At 63.7% G+C, this 21,650-nt stretch carries 19 protein-coding genes; 16 read left to right on the forward strand and 3 right to left on the reverse strand.

Features of this window, described 5'->3' with window-relative positions:
* Nucleotides 1–137: 137 nt before the first annotated feature.
* From J9893_RS12750 to J9893_RS12805, 12 genes are all read left to right on the forward strand, one after another.
* On the forward strand, nt 138–1,574 hold the full coding sequence (locus tag J9893_RS12750) for a circularly permuted type 2 ATP-grasp protein (RefSeq protein WP_041212881.1): 1,437 nt from the start codon (nt 138–140) through the stop codon (nt 1,572–1,574).
* Nucleotides 1,568–2,494 (forward strand): alpha-E domain-containing protein, encoded by a 927-nt coding sequence (locus J9893_RS12755; RefSeq protein WP_041212880.1) that lies wholly within the window; start codon nt 1,568–1,570, stop codon nt 2,492–2,494. The genes J9893_RS12750 and J9893_RS12755 overlap by 7 nt, the downstream gene beginning before the upstream one ends.
* Nucleotides 2,491–3,291 carry a transglutaminase family protein gene (locus tag J9893_RS12760; RefSeq protein WP_010674395.1) on the forward strand — a complete coding sequence of 267 codons (801 nt, stop codon included), beginning with the start codon at nt 2,491–2,493 and terminating at the stop codon, nt 3,289–3,291. Before J9893_RS12755 ends, J9893_RS12760 begins: the two co-directional genes overlap by 4 nt.
* 31 nt (nt 3,292–3,322) lie before the next feature.
* The gene (locus tag J9893_RS12765) at nt 3,323–4,024 is read left to right on the forward strand and encodes a peptidase (protein WP_010674394.1); all 702 of its coding nucleotides are present in this window, start codon (nt 3,323–3,325) and stop codon (nt 4,022–4,024) included.
* Nucleotides 4,025–4,106: 82 nt separating this feature from the next.
* Nucleotides 4,107–4,592 (forward strand): YqhA family protein, encoded by a 486-nt coding sequence (locus tag J9893_RS12770; protein ID WP_210600561.1) that lies wholly within the window; start codon nt 4,107–4,109, stop codon nt 4,590–4,592.
* A gap of 117 nt (nt 4,593–4,709) precedes the next feature.
* Nucleotides 4,710–5,159 carry a hypothetical protein gene (locus J9893_RS12775; protein ID WP_109113071.1) on the forward strand — a complete coding sequence of 150 codons (450 nt, stop codon included), beginning with the start codon at nt 4,710–4,712 and terminating at the stop codon, nt 5,157–5,159.
* A gap of 4 nt (nt 5,160–5,163) precedes the next feature.
* Nucleotides 5,164–8,124, forward strand: a complete 2,961-nt coding sequence (locus J9893_RS12780; protein WP_210600562.1) for a hypothetical protein — start codon at nt 5,164–5,166, stop codon at nt 8,122–8,124.
* Entirely contained in the window at nt 8,124–8,942 is an 819-nt protein-coding gene (locus J9893_RS12785; protein WP_128313280.1) for an FTR1 family protein, read from the forward strand. The genes J9893_RS12780 and J9893_RS12785 overlap by 1 nt, the downstream gene beginning before the upstream one ends.
* Before the next feature lie 96 nt (nt 8,943–9,038).
* The gene (locus J9893_RS12790) at nt 9,039–10,463 is read left to right on the forward strand and encodes an FAD-dependent oxidoreductase (protein WP_164882041.1); all 1,425 of its coding nucleotides are present in this window, start codon (nt 9,039–9,041) and stop codon (nt 10,461–10,463) included.
* Between the two features lie 32 nt (nt 10,464–10,495).
* The gene (locus J9893_RS12795) at nt 10,496–11,056 is read left to right on the forward strand and encodes a hypothetical protein (RefSeq protein ID WP_210600563.1); all 561 of its coding nucleotides are present in this window, start codon (nt 10,496–10,498) and stop codon (nt 11,054–11,056) included.
* Nucleotides 11,057–11,243: 187 nt separating this feature from the next.
* On the forward strand, nt 11,244–12,527 hold the full coding sequence (locus J9893_RS12800; protein WP_202040948.1) for a hypothetical protein: 1,284 nt from the start codon (nt 11,244–11,246) through the stop codon (nt 12,525–12,527).
* Between the two features lie 51 nt (nt 12,528–12,578).
* Nucleotides 12,579–13,775 carry a Bcr/CflA family multidrug efflux MFS transporter gene (locus J9893_RS12805; RefSeq protein WP_010674385.1) on the forward strand — a complete coding sequence of 399 codons (1,197 nt, stop codon included), beginning with the start codon at nt 12,579–12,581 and terminating at the stop codon, nt 13,773–13,775.
* Between the two features lie 59 nt (nt 13,776–13,834).
* Here the strand turns inward: J9893_RS12805 and J9893_RS12810 are convergent, their stop codons facing one another.
* The 3 genes from J9893_RS12810 to J9893_RS12820 form a co-directional block, all read right to left on the reverse strand.
* Nucleotides 13,835–14,401, reverse strand: coding sequence for a pyridoxamine 5'-phosphate oxidase family protein (locus J9893_RS12810; protein WP_128345226.1), 567 nt, complete (start codon nt 14,399–14,401; stop codon nt 13,835–13,837).
* A 33-nt stretch (nt 14,402–14,434) separates the two neighbouring features.
* Nucleotides 14,435–15,859 (reverse strand): sodium:proton antiporter NhaD, encoded by a 1,425-nt coding sequence (gene nhaD / locus J9893_RS12815; RefSeq protein ID WP_210600564.1) that lies wholly within the window; start codon nt 15,857–15,859, stop codon nt 14,435–14,437.
* A 134-nt stretch (nt 15,860–15,993) separates the two neighbouring features.
* The gene (locus J9893_RS12820) at nt 15,994–16,467 is read right to left on the reverse strand and encodes a DUF4357 domain-containing protein (protein WP_010674381.1); all 474 of its coding nucleotides are present in this window, start codon (nt 16,465–16,467) and stop codon (nt 15,994–15,996) included.
* Between the two features lie 152 nt (nt 16,468–16,619).
* Between J9893_RS12820 and J9893_RS12825 the strand changes: the two genes are divergently transcribed.
* From J9893_RS12825 to J9893_RS12840, 4 genes are all read left to right on the forward strand, one after another.
* A complete protein-coding gene (locus tag J9893_RS12825) occupies nt 16,620–17,300 on the forward strand; it encodes an ABC transporter ATP-binding protein (RefSeq protein ID WP_041212869.1) in 681 nt (226 codons plus the stop codon).
* 21 nt (nt 17,301–17,321) lie between these two features.
* On the forward strand, nt 17,322–19,748 hold the full coding sequence (locus tag J9893_RS12830; RefSeq protein ID WP_041212868.1) for an FtsX-like permease family protein: 2,427 nt from the start codon (nt 17,322–17,324) through the stop codon (nt 19,746–19,748).
* A gap of 185 nt (nt 19,749–19,933) precedes the next feature.
* Nucleotides 19,934–20,986, forward strand: a complete 1,053-nt coding sequence (locus J9893_RS12835; protein ID WP_041212867.1) for a lipocalin-like domain-containing protein — start codon at nt 19,934–19,936, stop codon at nt 20,984–20,986.
* 189 nt (nt 20,987–21,175) lie between these two features.
* On the forward strand, nt 21,176–21,592 hold the full coding sequence (locus tag J9893_RS12840) for a DUF2971 domain-containing protein (RefSeq protein ID WP_210600565.1): 417 nt from the start codon (nt 21,176–21,178) through the stop codon (nt 21,590–21,592).
* The last annotated feature ends 58 nt before the right edge of the window (nt 21,593–21,650 follow it).

The following is a 21,650-nucleotide window of genomic DNA, read 5'->3' on the forward strand; positions in this document are numbered from 1 at the left end:
TGCCCCGTGATGACATAAAAGTCATCCATATGATTTTTGAATGAAAAATTACTGACACTGGCCTCGATAGCGACTCAATTGGCTGGCACAGCCCTTGCACTTTGTGATGTACGCAGGGACGTCACAAGGAGTTGCCTATGCTGCCCATCAAGCCCCCCGGACCCGGTTGTTACGACGAGATGCTGCTCACCGACAACCAGTTTCGCGATCATTACCACGCCTACCTCTCGTGGCTGCACCAGACCGACGAGAAGAGCATAGAGCGCAAGCGCGAGGAGGCCGACCTGCTGTTTCGCCGGGTCGGCATCACCTTCAACGTCTACGGAGACGGGGACGGCGCCGAGCGCCTCATCCCGTTCGACAGCATTCCCCGCATCATTCCCGCCCGGGAGTGGCAACACCTGGATCTGGGGATCCGCCAGCGGGTCACCGCCCTCAACGCCTTTCTGCACGACATCTATCACGATCAGCGCATCCTGAAGGCGGGGGTGATCCCGGCCGCCCAGATCCTCACCAATGCCCAGTACCAGCCCTGCATGCAGGGGGTCGACCTGCACCGGGACACCTATGTCCACATCACCGGGGTCGACATCATCCGCAACCACGACGGTGAGTACTATGTGCTGGAGGACAACCTGCGCACCCCCTCCGGGGTCTCCTACATGCTGGAGAACCGCAAGATGATGATGCGCCTCTTCCCGGAGCTGTTTCACAACCAGCCCATCGCCCCGGTGGAGCGCTACCCGGCCCTGTTGCTGCAGACCCTGCGCGAGAGCAGCCCTGTGGACAACCCCTGCGTGGTGGTGATGACCCCGGGACGCTTCAACAGCGCCTACTTCGAGCACAGCTTCCTCGCCCAGCAGATGGGGGTGGAGCTGGTGGAGAGCGCGGATCTGGTGGTCAAGGATGGCCAGGTGCTGATGCGCACCACCACGGGGCTGAAAAGGGTGGATGTCATCTATCGCCGCATCGACGACGACTTCCTCGATCCCCTCGCCTTCAACCCGGACTCCCTCATCGGCGTGCCCGGGCTGCTCTCGGTCTACCGCGCCGGCGGCGTGGTACTGGCCAATGCCATCGGCACCGGGGTGGCGGATGACAAGTCCATCTACCCCTATGTGCCGGAGATGATCCGCTTCTATCTGGGGGAAGATCCCATTCTCAACAACGTGCCCACCTGGCAGTGCCGCGAGCCGGCTGCCCTCTCCCACGTGCTGGCCAATCTGGAGGAGCTGGTGGTCAAGGAGGTCCATGGCGCCGGCGGCTACGGCATGCTTATCGGCCCCTGCGCCAGTCGCGAGGAGCTGGCCCGTTTTCGCGAGCTGCTCAAGGCGCGGCCGGACAACTACATCGCCCAGCCGACCCTCTCCCTCTCCACCTGCCCGACCTTCGTCGACGCCGGTATCGCCCCCCGCCACATCGATCTGCGCCCCTTCGTTCTCACGGGGCAGGAGCTGCGCCTGGTACCGGGCGGCCTGACTCGGGTCGCCCTCACCGAAGGCTCCCTGGTGGTCAACTCCTCCCAGGGTGGTGGCACCAAGGACACCTGGGTCATGGAGGGCAGCCCATGCTGAGCCGCACCGCAAGCGAACTTTACTGGATGTCCCGCCACCTGGAGCGGGCGGAGAACACGGCGCGCATGCTGGACGTCACCCAGACCATGTCGCTGATGCCCTCCATCGACGCCGATCACAGCGAGCTGGTGGCGCCTCTCACCATCAGCGGCACCCATGAGCCCTTCCTGGCCCGCTACGGCCAGGTGAACATGGAGAACCTGCTGCAATTTTTCTGCTTCGACGAGGAGAACCCGAGCAGCATCTTCAGTTGTCTGCGCATGGCCAGGGACAACGCCCACGCCGTGCGGGGCAAGATCCCCGGTGAGGTGTGGGAGAGCATCAACGCCGCCTGGATAGAGATCCGCCGACGCCGCCAGGCGGGGCTGTCCAGCGGCCAGGCCCAGGAGTTCTTCGACTGGATCAAGGAGCGCTCCCACCAGTTTCGCGGCGCCACCTATGGCACCATCATGCGCGGTGACGTGCTCTGGTTCCTGCGCCTTGGCACCTTCATCGAGCGGGCCGACAACACGGCACGCATCCTGACCGTGAAGTATCAGGTGATCCGGGAGGACGAGGACAGCGTGCGCGAGTTCTACCGCTGGAACGCCCTGTTGCGGTCAGTGGGCGCTTACGAGGCCCACCAGACCCTCTACAAGACGCTCTCCCATGCCTCCATCGCCGAGCTGCTGATCCTGCGCAATGACGTGCCGCGCTCCCTGCGGGCCTGTCTCGACGAGATGGAGCTGATCCTTGCCCAGATCGAGGGCAACGCCGGTCAGACGCCCCGGCGCCTGACCACCATACTCAACGCCCATCTGACCTATGGCGCCATCGACGATGTCTTTGCCCTCGGCATGCAGGAGTACCTGAGTGATTTCCTCAGCGACATCGGCGCCATCGGCCAGAGCATCCACGCCGCCTACCTGGAGGTATTATGAGACTCATCATCGATCACCAGACCCGCTACCACTATGCCGACGTGGTGCGCCGCAGCACCCAGTACCTGCGCCTGACCCCCCACAGCACGGCCCGCCAGCAGATCCTCTCCTGGGAGCTGGAGCTGCCGGGGGAGGCCACCTGCACCACGGACGGTTACGGCAACATACTGCATGTGCTAAGCCTGGAGTCCCCCCACGAGGGGATCCTGATCCGCGCCCACGGGGAGGTGGAGATCTGCGACGACGCCCCGGAAGATGAGGAGTCCTCCCTCATCTCTCCCCTGAGCTACCTGAGGCCCACCCCCCTCACCCGACCGACCCCGGCCCTGCAGGATCTCGCGAAGGCCTGCCTGCCAGAGGAGCCGACCCTGGCCGACTTGCAGAGCCTGATGGCACGCATCCTGGTGCTGATGCCCTATCAGCCCGGCAGCACGGATGCCACCTTCAGCGCCGACGAGGCACTTGCTTCGGGCAGCGGCGTCTGTCAGGACCACACCCATGTCTTCCTGACCTGCTGCCGCCACGCCGGCCTGCCGGCCCGGTACGTGAGCGGTTACCTCTACAGCCAGGACAACAGCCACGTGGCGATGCACGCCTGGGCCGAGGTGTGGATCGAGGAGCGCTGGCACACGTTCGACGTCACCAACCTCACCAGCTCCACCAGCGAGCACCTCAAGCTCGCAGTCGGCATGGATTATCTGGATGCCTGTCCGGTGCGCGGCGTGCGCTATGGCGGCGGGTGCGAGCAGCTGCAGAGCCAGGCGCAGGTGACCCGCCTGGATGGACAGCAGCAATGAAGACCGGGAGAGTCCTGGCGGGAGCGCGGTCATGACCTATTGCGTCGCCATGTGCCTGCAAGACGGCATGGTGTTTGCGTCCGACTCGCGCACCAATGCGGGGGTGGATCACATCGCCACCTTCCGCAAATTGCACCTCTTCACCCGGGAGGACAGGGTGATAGTGCTGCAAAGCGCGGGCAATCTGGCCACCACCCAGAGCGTCATCAGCCTGCTGACGGAGGGGCAGGAGCTCCTTGCCCTCCCCAGCCTCTACGAGGCTGCCGCCCTCATCGGCCAGACCATACGCACCGTCATCAGCCGGGATGGGGGTCAGCAGCAGGGCCATATCAACTTCGGCTGCAACATCCTGCTGGGGGGGCAGATCCGGGGGGAGCGCCACCGCCTGTTCCACATCTATCCGGAGGGCAACTTCATCGAGGCGAGCGCCGACACCCCCTACTTCCAGATTGGTGAGAGCAAGTACGGCAAACCCATCATCGATCGCATCATCCACCATGAGACGCCGCTTCAGACCGCATTGCAGTGCGCCCTCATCTCCATCGACTCGACCCTGCGCAGCAATCTGTCGGTGGGCTTGCCCCTGGATGCCCTGGTCTATCACGAGGGCAGCTTCTCGGCGACGAACCAGCACCGCATCACCGAACAGAACCCCCATTTCGTGGCGCTGCGAAAGGCCTGGGGCGAGGGGTTGCAGCAGTTGTTCCAGGGCCTGCCCACTTTCCCCCTCTAGGCCGGGCGGGAGGCGCCAAGGCGCTTTCCCGCTCCTTTCTTTCCGGATATTCTGGCTGCCTTCCTTTTCGATGGAGTTTCCCATGCGCCGCTTCAACGTCATGCTCAACGGCAGCCGGTTGATGATGTTCCCCTTCTATGTCTGCATCCTTATCTGTGTCGCCCTCCTGATGGTGAAGTTCGCCATGCAGCTCTATGTGCTGTGCCGCGACATCATCGACATCCACTATCTGGATCTCATCACGGGGGTACTCACCCTGGTGGACTTCGTGCTGGTGGCCCAGATGCTGATCCTGGTGGCCATCTGCGGCTACGTGCAGTTCATCAAGACCCCGGAGCAGCGGGCAGCCCTTGGCGACAACTGGCTCAGCAAGATCAACTTCGCCTCCCTCAAACTTATCGTCATCAACTCCCTGGTCACCATCGCCGGGATCGAGGTGCTCAAGGCCTTCCTGACCGACGGTACCGGCAACGAGATCGAGATGAAGTGGTCGGTCATCGTCTTCCTCGCCTTCTCCACCGCAGCGCTCATCTACGCTGTCACCGAGCGGCTGGCGGACCACAAGTAACTCCGGTTTCCATTCAGCCTTTATTCATCAAAGGCCGAATTGATAACTCTTTTCATTACCTTTACTGCATTGTAAACTTGCTCCCCCGGGCTTTACTGCCCGGGCGTTGGAGCACCTATGACAAGCCTTTCCCTCTCACCACGACACTGCTGGCAGTGGCTGGCCTATCACCATCAGGCCGCCGAGGGCTCCCTCTATCTGATGTTCTTCTCCGGCCTGCTGCTGTGGGAACCGCTGACCCCGCTCTGGTCGCTGGCACGCTGGAATCTGTTCCTGCACGTCGCCCTCTCGCTCACCCTGTTCCCCCTGCTGTTTGGCGCCTTCTGGCTCTCCCATCGCAGCCTGCTGCGCAAGAGCCGCAAGCCTTTTTTGCGCACCACGGGGCGCATCATCGAAGCCTTGCTGCTGGTCTGTCTGGCAAGCGGACTGGTGCTGGTGCTGCACGGCACCCCGGGGGATAGCCTCGGCAACCTTGCCAGCTGGGCCCACTGGCTGAGCGCCCTCGCGTTGACTCCCCTGGTGCTTCGCCACGCCTGGCGCTGGACCATCTTGAAATGGCGCACCTGATCTTATGTTGAAGTTGTTGTTATCCCTGATGTTGGCCGCCCTGCTGCTGGGGACCGCCTCGGCCCAGGAGATGGGCACCGCCATGATTGCCTATGACGAGGGGAGCGCCCCGCACCTCGTCACCGCCAACCAGAGTGCTGGCTCCGTCACCCTGCTCGAACGGGGCACTGGCAAGCGACTCAACGAGGTGCAGCTGGGGGGCGATCTGCGCCAGCTGGCCCGCGCCGGCGATGGCACCCTGCTGGTCACCGACTACAGCGGCGATCGCCTGCTGCTGTTGGATGGTGAACTCGAGCTGGAAGAGGCGATCCCCACCGGCCATAGGCCCTACGGCGTCATCTTCGATCCCAAGCGACAGTGGTTCTGGGTCACGCTGTTCGAATCCGCTCGCCTGCAAGCCTACGACACCACGGGCAAGCTGCAGCTGGATGCAGAAACCGCCGAGACACCCCGCGGGCTGGCCCTGACCGACGACGATCGCCTGCTGCTCACCCACGCCATGACCGGCCAGCTCGCCATCTATGATCTCGCCAAGCTTGAGAAGGACGCTACCCTCCCCAAGCCCAAGCTCATCACCCTGGCCGAGACCCACAGCGATACCCCAAGCGACTCGCAGGGCTTGCCACGCCTGCTGGATGGCATCGCCCTCTCCCCCGATGGCAGCGAAGCCTGGCTGCCCCACGTGCTGTGGAGTTTCGATCACCCCTTCCAGTTTCAGAGCACCGTCTTCCCGGCGGTCTCCATCATCGACCTGGATGAAGAGAAAGAGCGGGTCGATGAAAGAAAGCAGCTCTTCTTGCAGATCAACCTGCCCAGCGTCGGCAACCGCAGCCAGATCGTCTCCAACCCGTTCGCGGCGCGCTTCGCCGCCGATGGCAAGCGGGTCTACCTGACCCTGGCGGGCTCGGAAGATCTGCTGGTGTTCGACCTGTCGCGCAGCGGCAAGCAGAACAGCAACCGCCACAGACGCAAGAAGTTTCAGGGGGGCGCCAAGGCGACCCAGCTCCTTCGCCACCTGCCGGGCCAGAATCCGCGCGACTTGTTTGTAGACGGCGACCACATCCTGGTGCACAACGTCATGGGGCAGGATCTCACCCGCCTCAACACCGGCGGCAGCGGCCCCTTCGCCCGGGTCACAGTGGATGTGCCCCACTTCGCCAAACTGGTCGAGACGGATCCGCGCCCCAAACCGCTTCAGCGCGGCGAGCGGCTGTTCAATCTGGGCAACACCGCCGCCAACAGCCGCTTCCCCATGGCGGGGGACAACTGGATGAGCTGCAACTCCTGCCATCTGGACGGGTTCAACTTCACCAACCGCTATCTAATGGCAGCCCATCGCCAGCAGAGCGGCGACAACGCCATCAACGGCCACGCCAACCTCGTCAACATGGTGGCGGGTGACTTTATCGGCGAATACCTGCGCATGACCCAACAGACCCAGGGCGGCATGGGCCATGATACCCGCGATGGCGCCGAAGCGGTCGACCCTGCCAGGCCCCAGCCCGAGGTGAAGGCGATGATGGAGGATCTGCACGCCTTCGTCACCGCCGATGGCAACCTCCCCTATCTGGCCAACTGGCTGCGGCTCGATGCCCCGCGCAGGGATCCTGCCAAGGCGCCGACCACTCACCCGAAAGAGTGGCTCAACTCCGCCTCCTGCCAGAACTGCCACCAACAGGCGTTCCAGGACTGGAGCGAGAGCAACCACCGGCTGATGGGCAACTCCCACCCCTACTACAAGGTGGTACAGGCGCTGGCCCGCGAAACCGAAGGGGAAGCCTTCGGTCAGTGGTGCCAGGGCTGCCACATGCCTCAGCAGGTGCTGAACGGCCAACAGGATCTGCCCAAGGGTTCGAATATGTTCGAGCGGGGCGGCGCCTCACTGATCGCAGCCCACCAGAAAGGTGAGCCCGTGGTGGAAGAAGGCACCGGCTGCGTGCTCTGCCATCGCATCACCCGGCTCGAGGATGCCGGCGGCAACAGCGCCTTTACCGTGAATTTGAAAGACCGCGAGAGCTATGTGTTTGAGGCTGCCGCCGGCGGCAGCCTCCAGCACTGGCTGGCGGAGCGGCAGATCAACGCCCGCCCCGCCATGCACAAGGCCTCTTACCAGAAGGATTTCTACCGCGACGCGGCCCTGTGCAAGTCCTGCCACAACGAGTTCGTCCCGGGCACCGGCGCCAATATCGTCAACACCTGGGACGAGTGGGAAAAATCCAGCTTCGCCAAGGCGGAGGATCCCGCCAAGCGGCGCACCTGCATCGACTGTCACATGAACCCAACACCGGGCAACGGCGGCGCGCCGGTGGCCGGCCAGTCCACCGAAAACGGCACAGTGAAAGAGCGGCTCTATCGCCACAACTTTACCGGTGCCCAGCACCAGCTGGTGGGGCTGCGCAATCCCGCGCTCGAGCAGGAGAGCCTGGCGCTCTTGCGCTCAAGCGCCACCCTCTCCGCCCGCATTGAAAACCAGAGCGGCCAGCCCGAGCTGGTGGTGCGGGTCGCCAATACCGGCGCCGGCCACGCCCTGCCCACCGGGGTCGCCGATTTCCGCGAACTCTGGCTGGAGCTGACCGTCACCGACGCCAACGGCAAGCTGGTGCTTGCCAGTGGCCAGCCGGTGGATGGCGCCGTCCCTGAAGATGCGCGGCTGTTCAGGAAGGTGTTCGGCGACGCCGAGGGCAAGCCGGTGGGGCTCAAGTTCTGGCGCTACGCCAAGCTCCTTGAAGATACCCGCATTCCGGCCGATGGCTGGCGCGATGAAGCCTGGCCGCTGCCGGCGGATGCCCAGGGCCCCTTCAAAGCCGATATCAAACTCAATTTCCGCACTTACCCCAAGTGGGTCAATGATGCGGTGCGCGCCGCCGAGCCGAGCTTGCCGGAGCCACCCATAGTGCTACTCAATCGGCTGCAACTCACCCTGCAGCCTCTCCCCCTCACGCCCGCTACGGAGCCTCACACCTGATGTTTGCAAGTTTTCTCATTACTCTGCGCGAGGGGCTGGAAGCCTTCCTGCTGGTCGGCATCTGCCTCTCCTACCTCGCCAAGCTGGGGGCGAGCCGCTACAACAAGTTCGTCTATCTGGGGGTGGTGCTGGGCCTGCTTGCCTCTCTCGTGGTCGCCTTCCTGTTCCAGGTGGTGGTGAGCCAGTTCGAGAGCGAGCGCTACAACCATTTGCTGATGGCGGGGATCCTGATTTTCGCCACCCTGGTGCTCACCTACATGGCGGTCTGGATGCAGAAGCAGGCCAAATCCCAGGTGGGGGCCATGACGGCGCGCATCGATGCCGCCATCGACGGCGGCAACCTGTTCGGTCTGGTGCTGCTCGCCTTCCTGGCGGTGATGCGCGAAGGGTTTGAAACCGTGCTCTTCTTCTCGGCTCTGGTCTACTCCGGGCAAGGGGTGGATCTGCACGAGGGGCTGATGGGGGCGCTGGGCGGCCTGCTGCTGTCGGTGGTACTGGTGTGGGGGCTGCTGCGCTCCACCCGCAAGGTGGCGCTGGCCCCCTTCTTCCGCTGGACCGGTCTGCTTATCATCATCATCGCCGCCGGACTGCTGTCGTCCGCCGTCAACATGCTGCAGGCAGCCGGGCTCATCACCTTCTGGACCGAGCCTGTCTTCAACATCAGTCACATTCTCGACGATCAGGGGGTATTTGGTACCTTCCTGCGCGCCCTGTTTGGCTACAATGCCTCACCAGCCGGCCTGCAGTTGCTGACCTGGGCCAGCTACCTGGTGATCTTCGTCACCGTCTGGCATCGCAACTATCGTCCCCAGCGCTGATTGCCCAGCGCGGCGCAGCAGCGGATGACAAGGCGGCTCAGCGGGGCCGCCTTTTCCACTTCTTCTCTTTTGGTCAGCGTTTCGGATAACAGAGTCATGAGCGACAACAACACACAACACATAGCGGTACTGGGCGCCGGCCCTGCCGGTCTGATGGCCGCCTGGCGCCTGCGCCAGGCCGGTTTTGCGGTCACCCTGTTCGAGCAGGAGAGCGTGGTGGGCGGCATGTGCGCCACCCAGACCTTCAAGGGACACGACGGTGAGTATCGCTTCGACTACGGCGGCCACCGCTTCATCACCAAGAACCCCGAGCTGCTCGCCTTTATCGACGAGCTGATGGGGGACGATCTGCTCCACGCCGAGCGCAAGAGCGTGATCCGCTTCGGTGGGCGCACCTACGACTACCCCTTGAACCTGCCCAATTTGCTCAAGACGGCGCCGCTCGCCCTGATGGCTGGGGCGGTGAAGGATCTGCTGCTGTTGCCCTTTGCCAAGAAGCCCACCGATTTTGCCAAGGCAAGCTTTGCCGAGTGGATCCAGAGCCACTTCGGTCGCACCCTCTATCGCCAGTTCTTCGAGGGCTACACCGGCAAGCTGTGGGGCATCAACCCGGACCAGCTTTCCGCCGACTGGGCTGGCCAGCGCATCAGCCTGATTGACCTCAAAGACGTGGCGCGCCGCCTGTTGCCAAGACGCAACGGCAGCATCTCGGTGCGCACCTATGCCCGCAAGTACCGCTACCCCAAATACGGCTTCGGCCAGATCTTCACCACCCTGGGGGAGCGGCTGATTGCCGAAGGGGTTGAGCTCAAAACCGGCGCCACCATCACCCGCCTTGAGCAGGCTGGTGGCCGCATTGAACGGGTTTATTGGTCACAAGATAACGTGGAGCAGAGCGAGCGATTTGATCAGGTCATCTCCACCCTGCCGCTGCCGCTCACCTGCCAGCATCTAGGCTTGCCGTGCGATCTCCACTACCGGTCGCTGCGCTTCGTCAATATGCCCCTCAAACAGGAGAACCTGTCGGACAACACCTGGCAGTACCTCTCCGACCCCCATATCCTGGCCACCCGCTTGCAGGAGCCGCGCCGCCGCAGCCCCTTTATGGCGCCCCAGGGCCAGACCTCGGTGATGCTGGAGATCCCCTGCAACCCGGGAGATGCCACCTGGCAGGCGCCGCTCTCTGATCTGCGCGGTCGGGTTACCGATGATCTGGCGAGCCTCGGCGTCGATATCGCCAAGCTTGGCGATGAGACCTTCGAGGCGCGCAGCGAGTACGCCTATCCGCTGATGGACCTCGGTTATCAGGCCCGCCGCAACGAGGCCATCAAGGCGCTGATGCCCATCACCAACCTCATCATGACCGGCCGTCAGGGGACATTCCGCTACATCTTCACCGACACCGCCATGGAGATGGGGATGATGGCCGCTGACATGGTGATCGACGGGGTAGACAGACGTCACGCCATCTTCAATCATCGCAACGAAAATACCGTGATTGAGACCCAGAGCGTGGCCTGATGGCCGCGCCATAAACAAACAAGGAGAAGAGGATGACCATCCGCCCGGGTTTACTTGCCCTCACCCTGCTGCTGGCCCTCTGCGGGCAGGCGCAGGCTTACTCCTACGCCGCTGCCGGCAAGGAGCCGCTGATCGATGCTCGCGAGGCACTGCTGGGCGCCGCCACTGACGGCAAGGATGCCAGTGCCACCTTGAGCGAGATTGCCGAGGAGCTGACCTATCTGGAACAGCACCACAAGGTCGAGCTGCAAGCACCGCTGGCAGCCGCCATCAAGGCCAAAGACGCCGCAGCCACCGCCGCCCTGCTCAACCGGGCCTACAAGGCGGAGATCGAGCGCCGCCTCGAGGGGGCCAGCCAGAACCTTGGCGACTACCAGACCGCCAAGGTGCTGGTGGTCAAGAGCAAGCGCTTCCTGGATCTCATCCTCCCCTCCCTCAATGAAGGGGATCGCAAGGCCGCCGAACAGGCGCTGGCCAAGGTGCTCGATGCCATCGGCAACCCTGGGGTGTTCGGGGTGGGCGCCAAGCCCGCCGATGCGGCCGCCTTTAGCGATGCCGAAAAAGCGCTGATGGCCGTGCTGGCACCGCACTGATGGCTACCTGCCCATCACTACGCCACCTCGCTGTGACAAGCGGTGGGTTTCGCTGCGCGCTACCCACCCTACGCACTTTGATGACCTCTCATCGATGACGACGGCCCCCCTCATCCCCGCCCCTTCTCCCGCAAGGGGAGAAGGGGGGCGTTACCACGGCCGATTACGCTTCGCTAATCGACCCTACTTGCTGATCCTTCTACAACTGGTCTGGCTTGGCTGGCTGCTGGCCTTCCCGGTGGCCCTCGATTCCGACGATGCCCTCAACTTCGCCCACGGGGTGGTGCGTTTCAGCGTGCTGGAGTTCTCCCCCCACTTTCCGGGCTACCCCGCCTTTATCTGGCTGGCGCGGCTGATCAATCTGGCGGTGGACGAACCGGCCCGCGCGGTGCAGTGGGCAAGCCTGTTGGGGAGCTGTTTGCTGGCGCCGCTCGCCGCCTCGCTGGCGGTCAGATTGTGGCAACGGCCCAGCCTGCTGGCGCCGGTCTGGCTGCTGGTGCTGGCCCTGCCGCTCACCCCGACTCTCGCTCTTTCCGGCCTCTCGGACGGGCCTGCGCTGGCCGCCTGGCTCGGAGCTCTCCTGGGCTTGCAACAGCGCAAGATAACGCTGGCGGGTCTGCTGCTGGGCCTGATGCTGGCGCTGCGCCCCTCCTACTTCGTGCTGGCGCTGCTGCCCCTTTGGCTGGGGATGGCGCAAAAGGGAATGCGCGTCAGGTTTATGCTCCCCATCACGCTGGTGGGGTTAGCCTGCCTGCTGTTTGTCTGGCAGGCCGATGGCTGGGCCTATTTCAGCGAGGGGCGCCGCTTTACCGACGGTCACTTTACCTTGTGGGGCAACACGGCGGCGGCCCACGGGGATCGACTGCTGAGCTGGGCGAATACCTTCAACGATCAGCTCACCCCGCTCTGGCCCCTGTTGATGGGAGCCTTGCTGATACTGCCACTCTGGCAACGGTCAAAAGATCACAATGCGACCCCCTCCGTGCTCTGGACGCTCTACTGGCTCGCCCTGCTGCTCTGGACCCTGGTTGGCCAGAATCCGGACAATCCCCGCCATCTCGCGCCCATCACCCTGCTCGGTATCGTGCTGCTGGCAGGCTGGCTGCCACGCCGGGGCGAGCTGCCAGCCATGCTGGGGGCCCTCGTGCTGCTGCTCTGCACCCTCACCCCGCTGGCGGCACCAGCCATGACCCGGGCTTCCAGACTGGCCGAGCAAGCGTGCCCGGCGCTGGTGACCCAGTGGGGTGTGAGGCTGCTGCGAGAGACCACGGCCCTGCCCGTCACCGACGGCTGGTATCAGGGGGATGCACGCCTTGCATTGGCGCAAGGGGCCTGCCGGCTCAGCCGGCGCCCCCTCGGCCCGGAGGATCTGCCCGCCGGTGGCCAGCGAGTCTGGTTTGCCCCCCGCTTTCACGCCGAGCCCGGCCTCTGGCTCGGCATACAGGATCACCCCCGTCACCAAAACTGGTAGACTGGATGTTTGTCACTCCCTGACTTCGCACTCATCAAGACTGGATACCCTATGCCCCAAGCCAGCTCCCTCTCCCCCCGTTTCCTCTTCATCCTGCTCGGCGCCCTGGCAGGCCTGACGCCGCTTGCGGTGGACATGTATCTGCCCGCCATTCCCGCCATCGCCCGGGATCTGGCTACCAGCATCGACGGCGCCCAGCTCACCATCAGCGCCTTCCTGGGGGGCTTTGCCATCGGCCAGCTCTTTTACGGGCCGCTCGCCGACAGCTTCGGCAGAAAGCCGGTGATCCTGGCGGGCCTGACGATGTTTGCCGTGGCCTCCGTGGGCTGCGCCATGGCGGACTCCCTGCCTGAGCTCCTCGCCTGGCGCATGTTGCAGGCCGCAGGGGGCGCCGCGGGTTCCGTGGTGGTCAACGCCCTGCTGCGCGACCTGTTCGAGAAGGATGCGTTTTCCCGCGCCATGTCCTTCGTCATCCTGGTGATGACCCTCGCCCCCCTGGTGGCCCCCGTGGTGGGGGGGTATATCAGCGCTCACAGCGACTGGCGGGTCATCTTCTGGCTGCTGGTGGCCATCAGCCTGCTCATCTGCCTGGTGATGCAGTGGAAGATTGAGGAGACCCTCAAACCCGAGCACAAGCAGCCCCTGCGACTCGGGCAGGTGCTTCGCAACTACTGGGGGGTGCTCTCCCACCGTGGTGCCATGGGCTATGTGCTGTGCGGCGCCCTGTCGAGCTCCGGCATGTTCGCCTTCCTGAGCGCCTCCCCCTATGTCTACATCGAGTATTTCAAGGTGCCGACCGAGCACTACGGCTGGCTTTTTGGCCTCAATATCCTGCTGATGATGGTGGTCACCTTCGCCAACAGCCGGCTGGTGAAAGGGGTGGGTGCCGAGCGCATGCTGCGATACGGCCTGACCGTGCTGCCGCTCGCCGGGGCCCTGCTCATCTACAACGCCTGGAGCCAGACCGGCGGCCTGTGGGGCATCGTCATCCCTGTGGTGCTCTTCGTCGGCCACATCAGCCTGGTGGGGGCCAACGCCATGACCGGCCTGATGGGCCACTTTCCCCAGTCCGCAGGCACCGCCTCGGCGCTGGCGGGCACCCTGCGCTTTGGCCTTGGGGCCCTGGTGGGGGTCCTGGTCAACCTCAATCCCCCCGAATCGCCGCTCCCCATGGCCATCGCCATCGCCGGTTGCGGCCTGGGGTCGGCCCTCAGTTACTGGCTGCTGAGCGGCAAGCGCGTCCCCTGATGCCTTGCAATGAAAAAGCCCTGTCCATGGACAGGGCTTTTTGCATCGGGGCGCAGGCCTCAGTCATCGGCCTGCAACCCGCTGCGCGCCAGGATCTCGCTCTCCAGCCCATCCAGGCTTAGCTGGTTCTTCTTGCGCCAGTAGGCCTCAATCCCCTCCTGTCCCTGGCGTGCCGACCAGTTGGCGAGATCCTCCCTGTCTCCCTGATAGTCAAACAGGGGCACCGACATGCCGCACGACGTCTGGACCCGTTCAATGTCCAGCAGGAAGATCTGGCGAGCCGCGACGCTTGGGGGGAACAGCGCCAGCAACGACGGCCACTGCGGATCAGTGCGGTGCAGCACCCGTGCCTGGCCATAGGCCCGCAGAATAAGCGGCGCCCCCTCGAAGGCGCAGAACATCACCGTCATGCGCGGCTGTTGCAGCACCTGGGCCGCGGACTCGTTGCCGCTGCCGGTCAGGTTGAGCCAGGCCAGGGTGTGGGCATCGAGGACGCGCAGCGAATCCCCGCCCTTGGGGGAGAGATTGACCGATCCCTTCGCGGCCGCCGTGCCGACAAAGAAGATCTTCTGCCCCTCGATAAAGGTGACATGGCGCGGCAAAAGCGCCTCGAACAGTTGTCCCATCCTGCCTCTCCCTGGTGCCTGGAACCGGATTGCCTAAAACAGGGCGCTGTTGAGCCACAGGTGCGCCCCTATGCCGACCATATAGCCAAGCAAAATGGCAGGCAACCACTTGAGGTGCCCGACGAAGGTATACATGCCCCTGGCCTGCCCCATCAGGGCCACTCCGGCGGCGGAGCCGACCGAGAGCAGACTGCCCCCCACCCCGGTGGTCAATGTCACCAGCAGCCACTGCCCCGTGCTCATCTGCGGCTCCATGGAGAGCACGGCGAACATCACCGGAATGTTGTCGATCAGGGCGGAGAGCAGGCCGATGGCGACGTTGGCCAGGGTCGGATCGCCACCGTCATAGAGGAAATGGGAGGCAAGCGCCAGATACCCCATAAACCCGAGACCGCCGACGCACATCACCACCCCGTAGAAGAAGAGCAGGGTGTCCCACTCCGCCTTGGCAATCTTGTTGAACACATCGAACGGCACCACCGAGCCCAGACGCAGCAGCCTGGCCTCGTCCCCGGTGCGCTCATACAGCGCCCGCGCCCGGGCCAGGGTGACGGGCTGGGTCTTTCGCAGATAGAAACTGAAAAATTGCAGGTAGCCCAGCCCCATCATCATGCCGAGCACGGGGGGCAACCCCAGGAAGTGATGGCAGGCGACGGCGGTCACTATGGTGAGCACAAAGAGCAGCACGATGACAACGGCGCCGCGCCTTGGCACCACCATCTCGCCCGGGATGGCGGGCACCAGACGGGGCACCATCAGGCTCATCAGGGTGGCCGGCACCAGGAAGTTGAGCAGGGCGGGGATGAAGAGCAGCAAGAACTGCTGGAACGGCACCTTGCCCGCCTGCCACACCATCAGGGTGGTGATGTCGCCAAAGGGGCTGAAGGCGCCGCCCGCATTGGCTGCCACGACGATGTTGATGCAGGCCAGGTTGATGAAGCGGCGCTCCCCGTTGGCCACGTTGAGCACCACTGAGCACATCAGCAGCGCCGTGGTGAGGTTGTCCACCACGGGGGAGATGAAAAAGGCGAGAAAACCGGTGAGCCAGAAGAGCGTACGCAGGCTGAATCCCGCCTGCACCAGGCGTACCCGCAGCACGGCGAACAGCAGCCTGTCCTCCATGGCGTTCACATAGGTCATGGCCACCAGCAAGAAGAGCATCAGCTCGGCATACTCCAGCAGGTTGTGGCGAAACCCGGCCTGAACCAGCTCGCTTTGCCCCTGCCCCGCATAGACCAGGCCGATGGCTATCCAGATGATGCCGGCGGCCACCAGCACCGGCTTGGATTTTCGCAGCTTCAGGTACTCCTCGGCCATCACCAGGGCATAAGCCAAGGCGAAGATGGCGAGGGCGAAGAGCCCGACCCCGCTGTGGGTCAGATCGAGGGGGACGTTGCCCGCAGCGGCGGGGGCACTGAGCAGTGCCGCCCCGGGCACGAGGCGAAGGAGTCCAGACATGGCGGCATCTCCTGGCAGGCGTCTGGCATTGAGGCTAGCAGCGCAAAGGGAAGCCGCCTCTTTGTCATCCTGATGAGCGGCCCGCCGCGGGCACTCAGGCAAACATGAGATAGGCCCGTTGCCGGGCCCCGTCATCAGGAGGTCTTCTTGCCAAAACCCGATTGCTTGAGGGTGTAGCCTGCGCTGTTTTGCCAGGCATCCAGCCCGCTTCGGTTGTTGCCCGCCACCAGGCTCGCAGCCAGGCTCGGGCTGTTGAAGAGCTGATCGGCGGTAAAGATGAAGCCCCCTTCGGGGTGGGGAACGAGCACCCCCTTGCCCAGCAGCTCCTGGCGCAGCTCGATCACCGCCTCGCGCAGGGAGGCCGCATCCTCGCCGTTGGCGGTGGAGCCCGCCTGGACCATGAAACCGGGGTTTTGCCGCTTGCCCACCGGATAACCATGGGCCTCTGCCCCCTTGCCGTTGAAGTGGTAGAGCTCGCGCTCCCCCGGCTTGTTGTCGGAGAGGGCCTTTTGCAGGGTCATCAGCTCGTTGTAGATATCGATGGGGACCACGGCAGCCTGCTTGACGCCCTTGCTGTCGACGATAAAACTGACTTGCTTGTGTAACATCCTTGCTCATCCTGTGACCCATGGAAGGCCCTATTCTAACCACCTCAGGCAAGCGGGATCCAGCGAGGATCCCCATCCCTTTTGCAGGCGCGATCACTAACTGGCATAGTGACGGACATTGTGAAAGCCATTGACCATCAAACGGTTATCCCATGCTTAGCCTGCGCAACCTCAGTAAACGCTTCGCCAACGGCGGCGAGACGCTCCCCCTGTTTGAGGGGCTGGATCTCGCCCTCACCCCGGGGGAAACCTGCCTGCTGCTGGGGCAAAGCGGCTGTGGCAAGTCCACCCTGCTCAACCTCATCGCCGGTCTCATCGCCCCGGACGAGGGGGAGATCTGGCTGAAAGAGACCCGTCTCGACACCCTGCCGACAGACGAGCGGGCCCGGCTTCGCGGGCGCCATTTCGGCATCGTCTATCAGGATTTCAACCTGCTGCCGACCCTGACCGTGGCCGAGAACCTCGCCCTGCCCCTTCAGATAAACAACCTGCCCCAGGACGATGGGCGCCTCGATGCCCTGCTCGCGCGCCTTGGCATGGGCCACAAACGCCACGCCTGGCCGGAACAGCTCTCCGGCGGCCAGCGCCAGCGGGTGGCGCTGGCCCGAGCCCTCATTCATCAGCCCCGTTGGCTGCTCGCCGACGAACCCACCGGGAGCCTTGATGAACACAACGCCGAGCAGGTGATGGCCCTGATGATGAGCGCGGTGCGCGATACCGGCGCCGGTCTCTTGCTGGTGAGCCACAACCCGGGCTATGGCGACCTGGCGGATCGGGTGCTGCGCCTTGAAGGGGGGCAGCTGGTCGAGCTCAAGGGGCGCCGCCATGGCTGACGTCTGCCGGGGGGCCTGCTGATGTTGCCGCTCAAGGCGCTGCTGCGCCTCTATCGCGCTCACCCCTGGTTGCTCTTGATGAGCCTGGCCGGGCTCACCCTCGGGGTCACCCTGGTGGTGGCCATCGAGCTCTTGAACCACAGCGCCCGCACCAACTTCGTCGCCGCCCGCAGCCAGCTCGCCGGGGAGGCCAACTACCGCCTGGCCCCCCAGGGTGGCCTGGATGAGCAAGTCTACGTGAGGCTGGTGCGAAGCCAGCCGAACCTTGACGCCATGCCAGAGCTTCACGCCTGGCTCAAGGACGAGCAGGGGCACAGCTTCCAGTTGCTGGGGATGGATCTCTTCAACCCCGGCCCCCTGCGCCGCCTCTTTGGCGATGCGCCTGACAGCCAACCCGATGTCTCGTTGAATCGCGCCGACAGCGTCTGGCTGGCCGCCCCCGAGGCGAGGCGCCTTGACTGGCAAGCGGGCCAGTCGCGAACCTTTGTGCTGGGGGATGAGGGGCAACGCCCCCTGACTCTGACCCTGGCGGGCACCTTCGAGCCCGGCGCCGTCCCCATGGAGCGGCTGCTGGTGACCGACATCGGCCTCGCCCAGCCCCTGCTTGGCAAGGAAGGCAGACTGGATCGCATCGTCTTCAAACTCAGCGAGCAAGAGGCCCATACCTTGCAAAGAGCCTTGCAGGCGGCCCTGCAATCCTATGCCCCCCATCAGCCCCTCTGGCTTGAGCCCATCAGCCCGGCCCTCGATGCCAGCCAGCTCGGAGATGCGCTGGCGCTGAACCTTACCGCCCTCTCCCTGCTCGCCATGGCGGTGGGATTGTTCTTGGTGTTCAACGCCCAGCGCTTCGTGCAGAGCGTGCGCCGCCCCCTGCTCGCCCAGCTCATCATCCTCGGGATGCCGCCGCGCCGGGTGCTGCGCTGGCTGACCCTGGAGATCCTGATCCTCGCCACCCTCGGCACTCTGCTCGGGCTGTTGCTCGGCAGCCTGCTGGCCCTCGCCCTGATGGGGCAGCTCACCCAGGCGCTGGCCGACCTTTATGGCCCCAACCCCATCGACCTGCTGCGCCTCTCCCCGACGAGCCTTGGCAAGGCGCTGGTGATTGGCCTTCTGGGGATGCTTGCCGCCAACCTGCCCGGCTGGTGGCAACTGCTGCGCCAATCCCCCCTTGCGCTGCGAGAGGGCAACAGTCGCCCACCGGCTCACCCCTGGCAACGCCGGGGGCTTGCCATCGTCATTCTGCTGCTGTGCGCCCTGTGTCTGTGGCAGCCCGCCACCGGCCTTGGCGGCGCCCTCTTCGTGGCCGGAGGCTGGCTGCTCGCCATGGCCCTCCTGCTGCCCGATGCCCTTCGCTCCTTGCTGGGGCGGCTGCGTGCACGCGGCCCCCTCACCGCCCGGCTCGGGGTGGCAGAAACCCTCTATCACCTGGATCGCACCGCCATCGCGGTGATGGCGCTGCAACTGGCCATCGCCGCGGCCATCGGCATCGGGGTCATGGTGTCGAGCTTTCGCTCGAGCGTGGAGATCTGGCTCGGCCAGCGCCTGGCCGCCGATCTCTACGTCACCGCTCCCAAGGGGGTGGCCGGCAGCAGGGGCGCACTCGGCGAGCAGACCCTCAACACCATCCTCGCCTCGCCAGATGTGCGCGCCGCCTCCCGCCGCGCCGTGCTCCCCGCCCGCTGGCAGGGGCAGCCCATCGAGTGGGCGCAGATGGACTTTATCCCCGAGCTCAAAGCCGCCTATCCCCTGTTGGCCGGGCGCTGGCCCGCTGCTCCCGACGAGGTGCTGGCGAGCGAACCGCTGACGGTACGTCTCGGGGTCAGGGTGGGCCAGCGCCTCGAGGTAACCAGCGAAGGGGGGCCGAGGGCTTTCACCGTCACCGGCGTCTATCAGGATTACGGCAGCGACAAGGGGCAGATACTGCACGCCTTCGAAGGGGGCAAGGTGCAATCCCTGGCCCTCTTCAGCCCGGATCCCGAGCACCTTGGTGACAGGCTCAGGAGCCAGTTTGGTGAGCAGGTGAACCTGTTGCCCGCCCCCGCCATCCACGCCGCAGCCCTCAAGGTGTTCGATCAGACCTTCGTGGTGACCGAGCTATTGAAGTTGCTCATTCTGGGGATCGCCTTCGTCGGCATCGGCTCGGCCTTTATGGTGCTGGGGCTGGCCCGGCGCGGCGAGTTGCAGACCCTGCAAAGCCTTGGCCTGAGCCCGCGCCACTGCCGCCGGCTGCTGGTGTGGCAAGGGGCGGGCCTCGGGCTGCTCACCGCGCTGTTGGCCCTGCCGGTGGGCTATGGCCTTGCCTGGGTGCTCATCGAGGTGGTCAACCCCCGCGCCTTTGGCTGGCGGCTGGCCTTCGAGGCCGCCCCCTTGCACGCCGTCACGGCGCTCCTGCTCGCCCCCGTCTGTGGCGCGCTCGCCTCCTGGTACGCCGCAAGGAGAGTGGTATGAAATATCGGTTGGCGCACTGGCTCAGCCATGGCTTGACGTTCCCATTGACCAGATCCCTGTCACCGCCCTTGATTCAACGCAGAGAAGCGCACAGAGCTATCGTGAACCATCCCCTCTCCCTTCGGGAGAGGGCCAGGGTGAGGGAAATCTTGTCCTCTTTACGGACCCTGTGGCTTGCAGCCCCCTTGATCCCGCTTATTGCCATAAGCGGCAACGCGCAGGCCAGCGATTTGGGGAGCATCCTTGGCGGCGGCAGCGATCACTTCAAAAAGGCACTGCCGGGTCAGTCCATCAACCTGCCCGTGGATCACGGTGCCCACCCCGACTACCGCTCCGAGTGGTGGTATCTCACCGGCAACCTGAAAGACGAGCAGGGGCGCGATTACGGCATGCAGTGGACCCTGTTTCGCCAAGGCATCGAGCAGGAGATCACATCGGAGAACCCCTGGCTCACCCCCCAGCTCTGGCTGGCCCAGTTCGCCATCACGGATGTGAGCAAAGGCAGCCACCAGCAGGACGAGCGCACCAGCCGCCAGGGGCCAGGGCTCGCCGGTGCCAGCGGCGGTCAGTATTGGCTGAAAGAGTGGGTGCTGGCCTCTCAGGGCGAAGCGCTTTTTCCCGCCACCCTCAAGGTGCAAAGCAAGGCGGGGGAGCTTGATGTGAAGGTGAGCGCCGCCAAGCCGGCGGTGCTACAGGGCAAACAGGGTTACAGCGAGAAGAGCCCGGGCAACGCCTCCTTCTACTACTCCTACCCGCGCCTGACCATCAGCGGCACCCTGACCCTGGATGGGGAGACCCGCAACGTCAGCGGTGAGGGTTGGTTTGATCACGAGTGGAGCAGCTCGGTATTGGCCGAGTGGCAATCGGGCTGGGACTGGTTTTCGCTGCAATTTGAAGATGGCCGCGAGCTGATGCTGTTTCGCCTGCGCACCAAATCGGGCCGCGCCCATTCCGAAAACAAGCCCGAGAACCGCTACGGCATCCTGATTGAACGGGACGGCAGCAGCCGGGTGCTGAGCCCAGATCACATCCGCCTCACTCCCGGCAAGACCTGGCGCGGCCCCAAGGGGCAAGCCTACCCCATCGAGTGGCAGCTGGAAGCCGCCGATATCAAGCTCACCATCCAGGCGCGCCAGCCCAATCAGGCCATGACGGGGCGTTTTGACTACTGGGAAGGGGCGGTCTTAGTCTCGGGGGACGCCAAAGGCGTCGGCTATCTGGAAATGACGGGATATTGACCGCCTTGAAATCAGATCGCCTTCAAAAAATCATTCAGATTCCATGCTTTAGATGGTTTTTTTCTCAACAGAATTTCTCGTACTTGATACCTTACCCAGACGGCCCTTCCCCTACTGCCCAAAACCCCAAGGATCACCTGTGGCTTTGCTCATCCTCCATTAACACATTGTTATATTCAAAGAGATGAAATGTTACATCCGAGAATTTTATTTAAATATCGAAAACTCGATAAAAGCTGTTTGGAACTGCTCCTAAATCGTGAACTGTGGTTCGCCACACCAGCTTCGTTGAACGATCCATTTGAAGGCGAATCTTCATTCTCAGAAGTTCTGGATGCTGTATGGGATCGCTATCCATTTCCGAAAGAAGAAAGAGAATACTATCATGACGTTATAAAAAAACAGTTATCAGAAACTGGAATCTGCTCATTTAGTAAGGCTCGTAAAAATCAATTGATGTGGGCCCATTATGCAGATGAACATAAAGGTGTATGTATTGGCTTCAAGGAGCAATTAATTAGGGAAGGTGCGAATAAGCGGGGAAATTCTTCTCGGCTGACTCAGTCATTTCATTTTTTCAGTTTGAGCCGATCTTTTCTCCCGTAAATGCCTTGAATCAGCCTATTTAGACCGTTTCTTCGCCATTTAAGGCGTTATTCCCAGT

The sequence above is a fragment of the Aeromonas sp. MaB10011B genome (genome assembly GCF_017939325.1).
GTDB classification, from domain to species: domain Bacteria; phylum Pseudomonadota; class Gammaproteobacteria; order Enterobacterales; family Aeromonadaceae; genus Aeromonas; species Aeromonas caviae.

Excerpts from the sequence above, each read along its gene's own strand:
- J9893_RS12790 (WP_164882041.1), top strand. The coding sequence starts at position 9,039 with ATGAGCGACAACAACACACAACACATAGCGGTACTGGGCGCCGGCCCT.
- J9893_RS12805 (WP_010674385.1), top strand. The coding sequence starts at position 12,579 with ATGCCCCAAGCCAGCTCCCTCTCCCCCCGTTTCCTCTTCATCCTGCTC.
- J9893_RS12830 (WP_041212868.1), top strand. The coding sequence starts at position 17,322 with ATGTTGCCGCTCAAGGCGCTGCTGCGCCTCTATCGCGCTCACCCCTGG.
- J9893_RS12750 (WP_041212881.1), top strand. The coding sequence starts at position 138 with ATGCTGCCCATCAAGCCCCCCGGACCCGGTTGTTACGACGAGATGCTG.
- J9893_RS12820 (WP_010674381.1), bottom strand. The coding sequence starts at position 16,467 with ATGTTACACAAGCAAGTCAGTTTTATCGTCGACAGCAAGGGCGTCAAG.
- J9893_RS12785 (WP_128313280.1), top strand. The coding sequence starts at position 8,124 with ATGTTTGCAAGTTTTCTCATTACTCTGCGCGAGGGGCTGGAAGCCTTC.
- J9893_RS12795 (WP_210600563.1), top strand. The coding sequence starts at position 10,496 with ATGACCATCCGCCCGGGTTTACTTGCCCTCACCCTGCTGCTGGCCCTC.
- J9893_RS12825 (WP_041212869.1), top strand. The coding sequence starts at position 16,620 with ATGCTTAGCCTGCGCAACCTCAGTAAACGCTTCGCCAACGGCGGCGAG.
- J9893_RS12780 (WP_210600562.1), top strand. The coding sequence starts at position 5,164 with ATGTTGAAGTTGTTGTTATCCCTGATGTTGGCCGCCCTGCTGCTGGGG.
- J9893_RS12775 (WP_109113071.1), top strand. The coding sequence starts at position 4,710 with ATGACAAGCCTTTCCCTCTCACCACGACACTGCTGGCAGTGGCTGGCC.
- J9893_RS12760 (WP_010674395.1), top strand. The coding sequence starts at position 2,491 with ATGAGACTCATCATCGATCACCAGACCCGCTACCACTATGCCGACGTG.
- J9893_RS12770 (WP_210600561.1), top strand. The coding sequence starts at position 4,107 with ATGCGCCGCTTCAACGTCATGCTCAACGGCAGCCGGTTGATGATGTTC.
- J9893_RS12765 (WP_010674394.1), top strand. The coding sequence starts at position 3,323 with ATGACCTATTGCGTCGCCATGTGCCTGCAAGACGGCATGGTGTTTGCG.
- nhaD (WP_210600564.1), bottom strand. The coding sequence starts at position 15,859 with ATGTCTGGACTCCTTCGCCTCGTGCCCGGGGCGGCACTGCTCAGTGCC.
- J9893_RS12810 (WP_128345226.1), bottom strand. The coding sequence starts at position 14,401 with ATGGGACAACTGTTCGAGGCGCTTTTGCCGCGCCATGTCACCTTTATC.
- J9893_RS12840 (WP_210600565.1), top strand. The coding sequence starts at position 21,176 with ATGTTACATCCGAGAATTTTATTTAAATATCGAAAACTCGATAAAAGC.
- J9893_RS12755 (WP_041212880.1), top strand. The coding sequence starts at position 1,568 with ATGCTGAGCCGCACCGCAAGCGAACTTTACTGGATGTCCCGCCACCTG.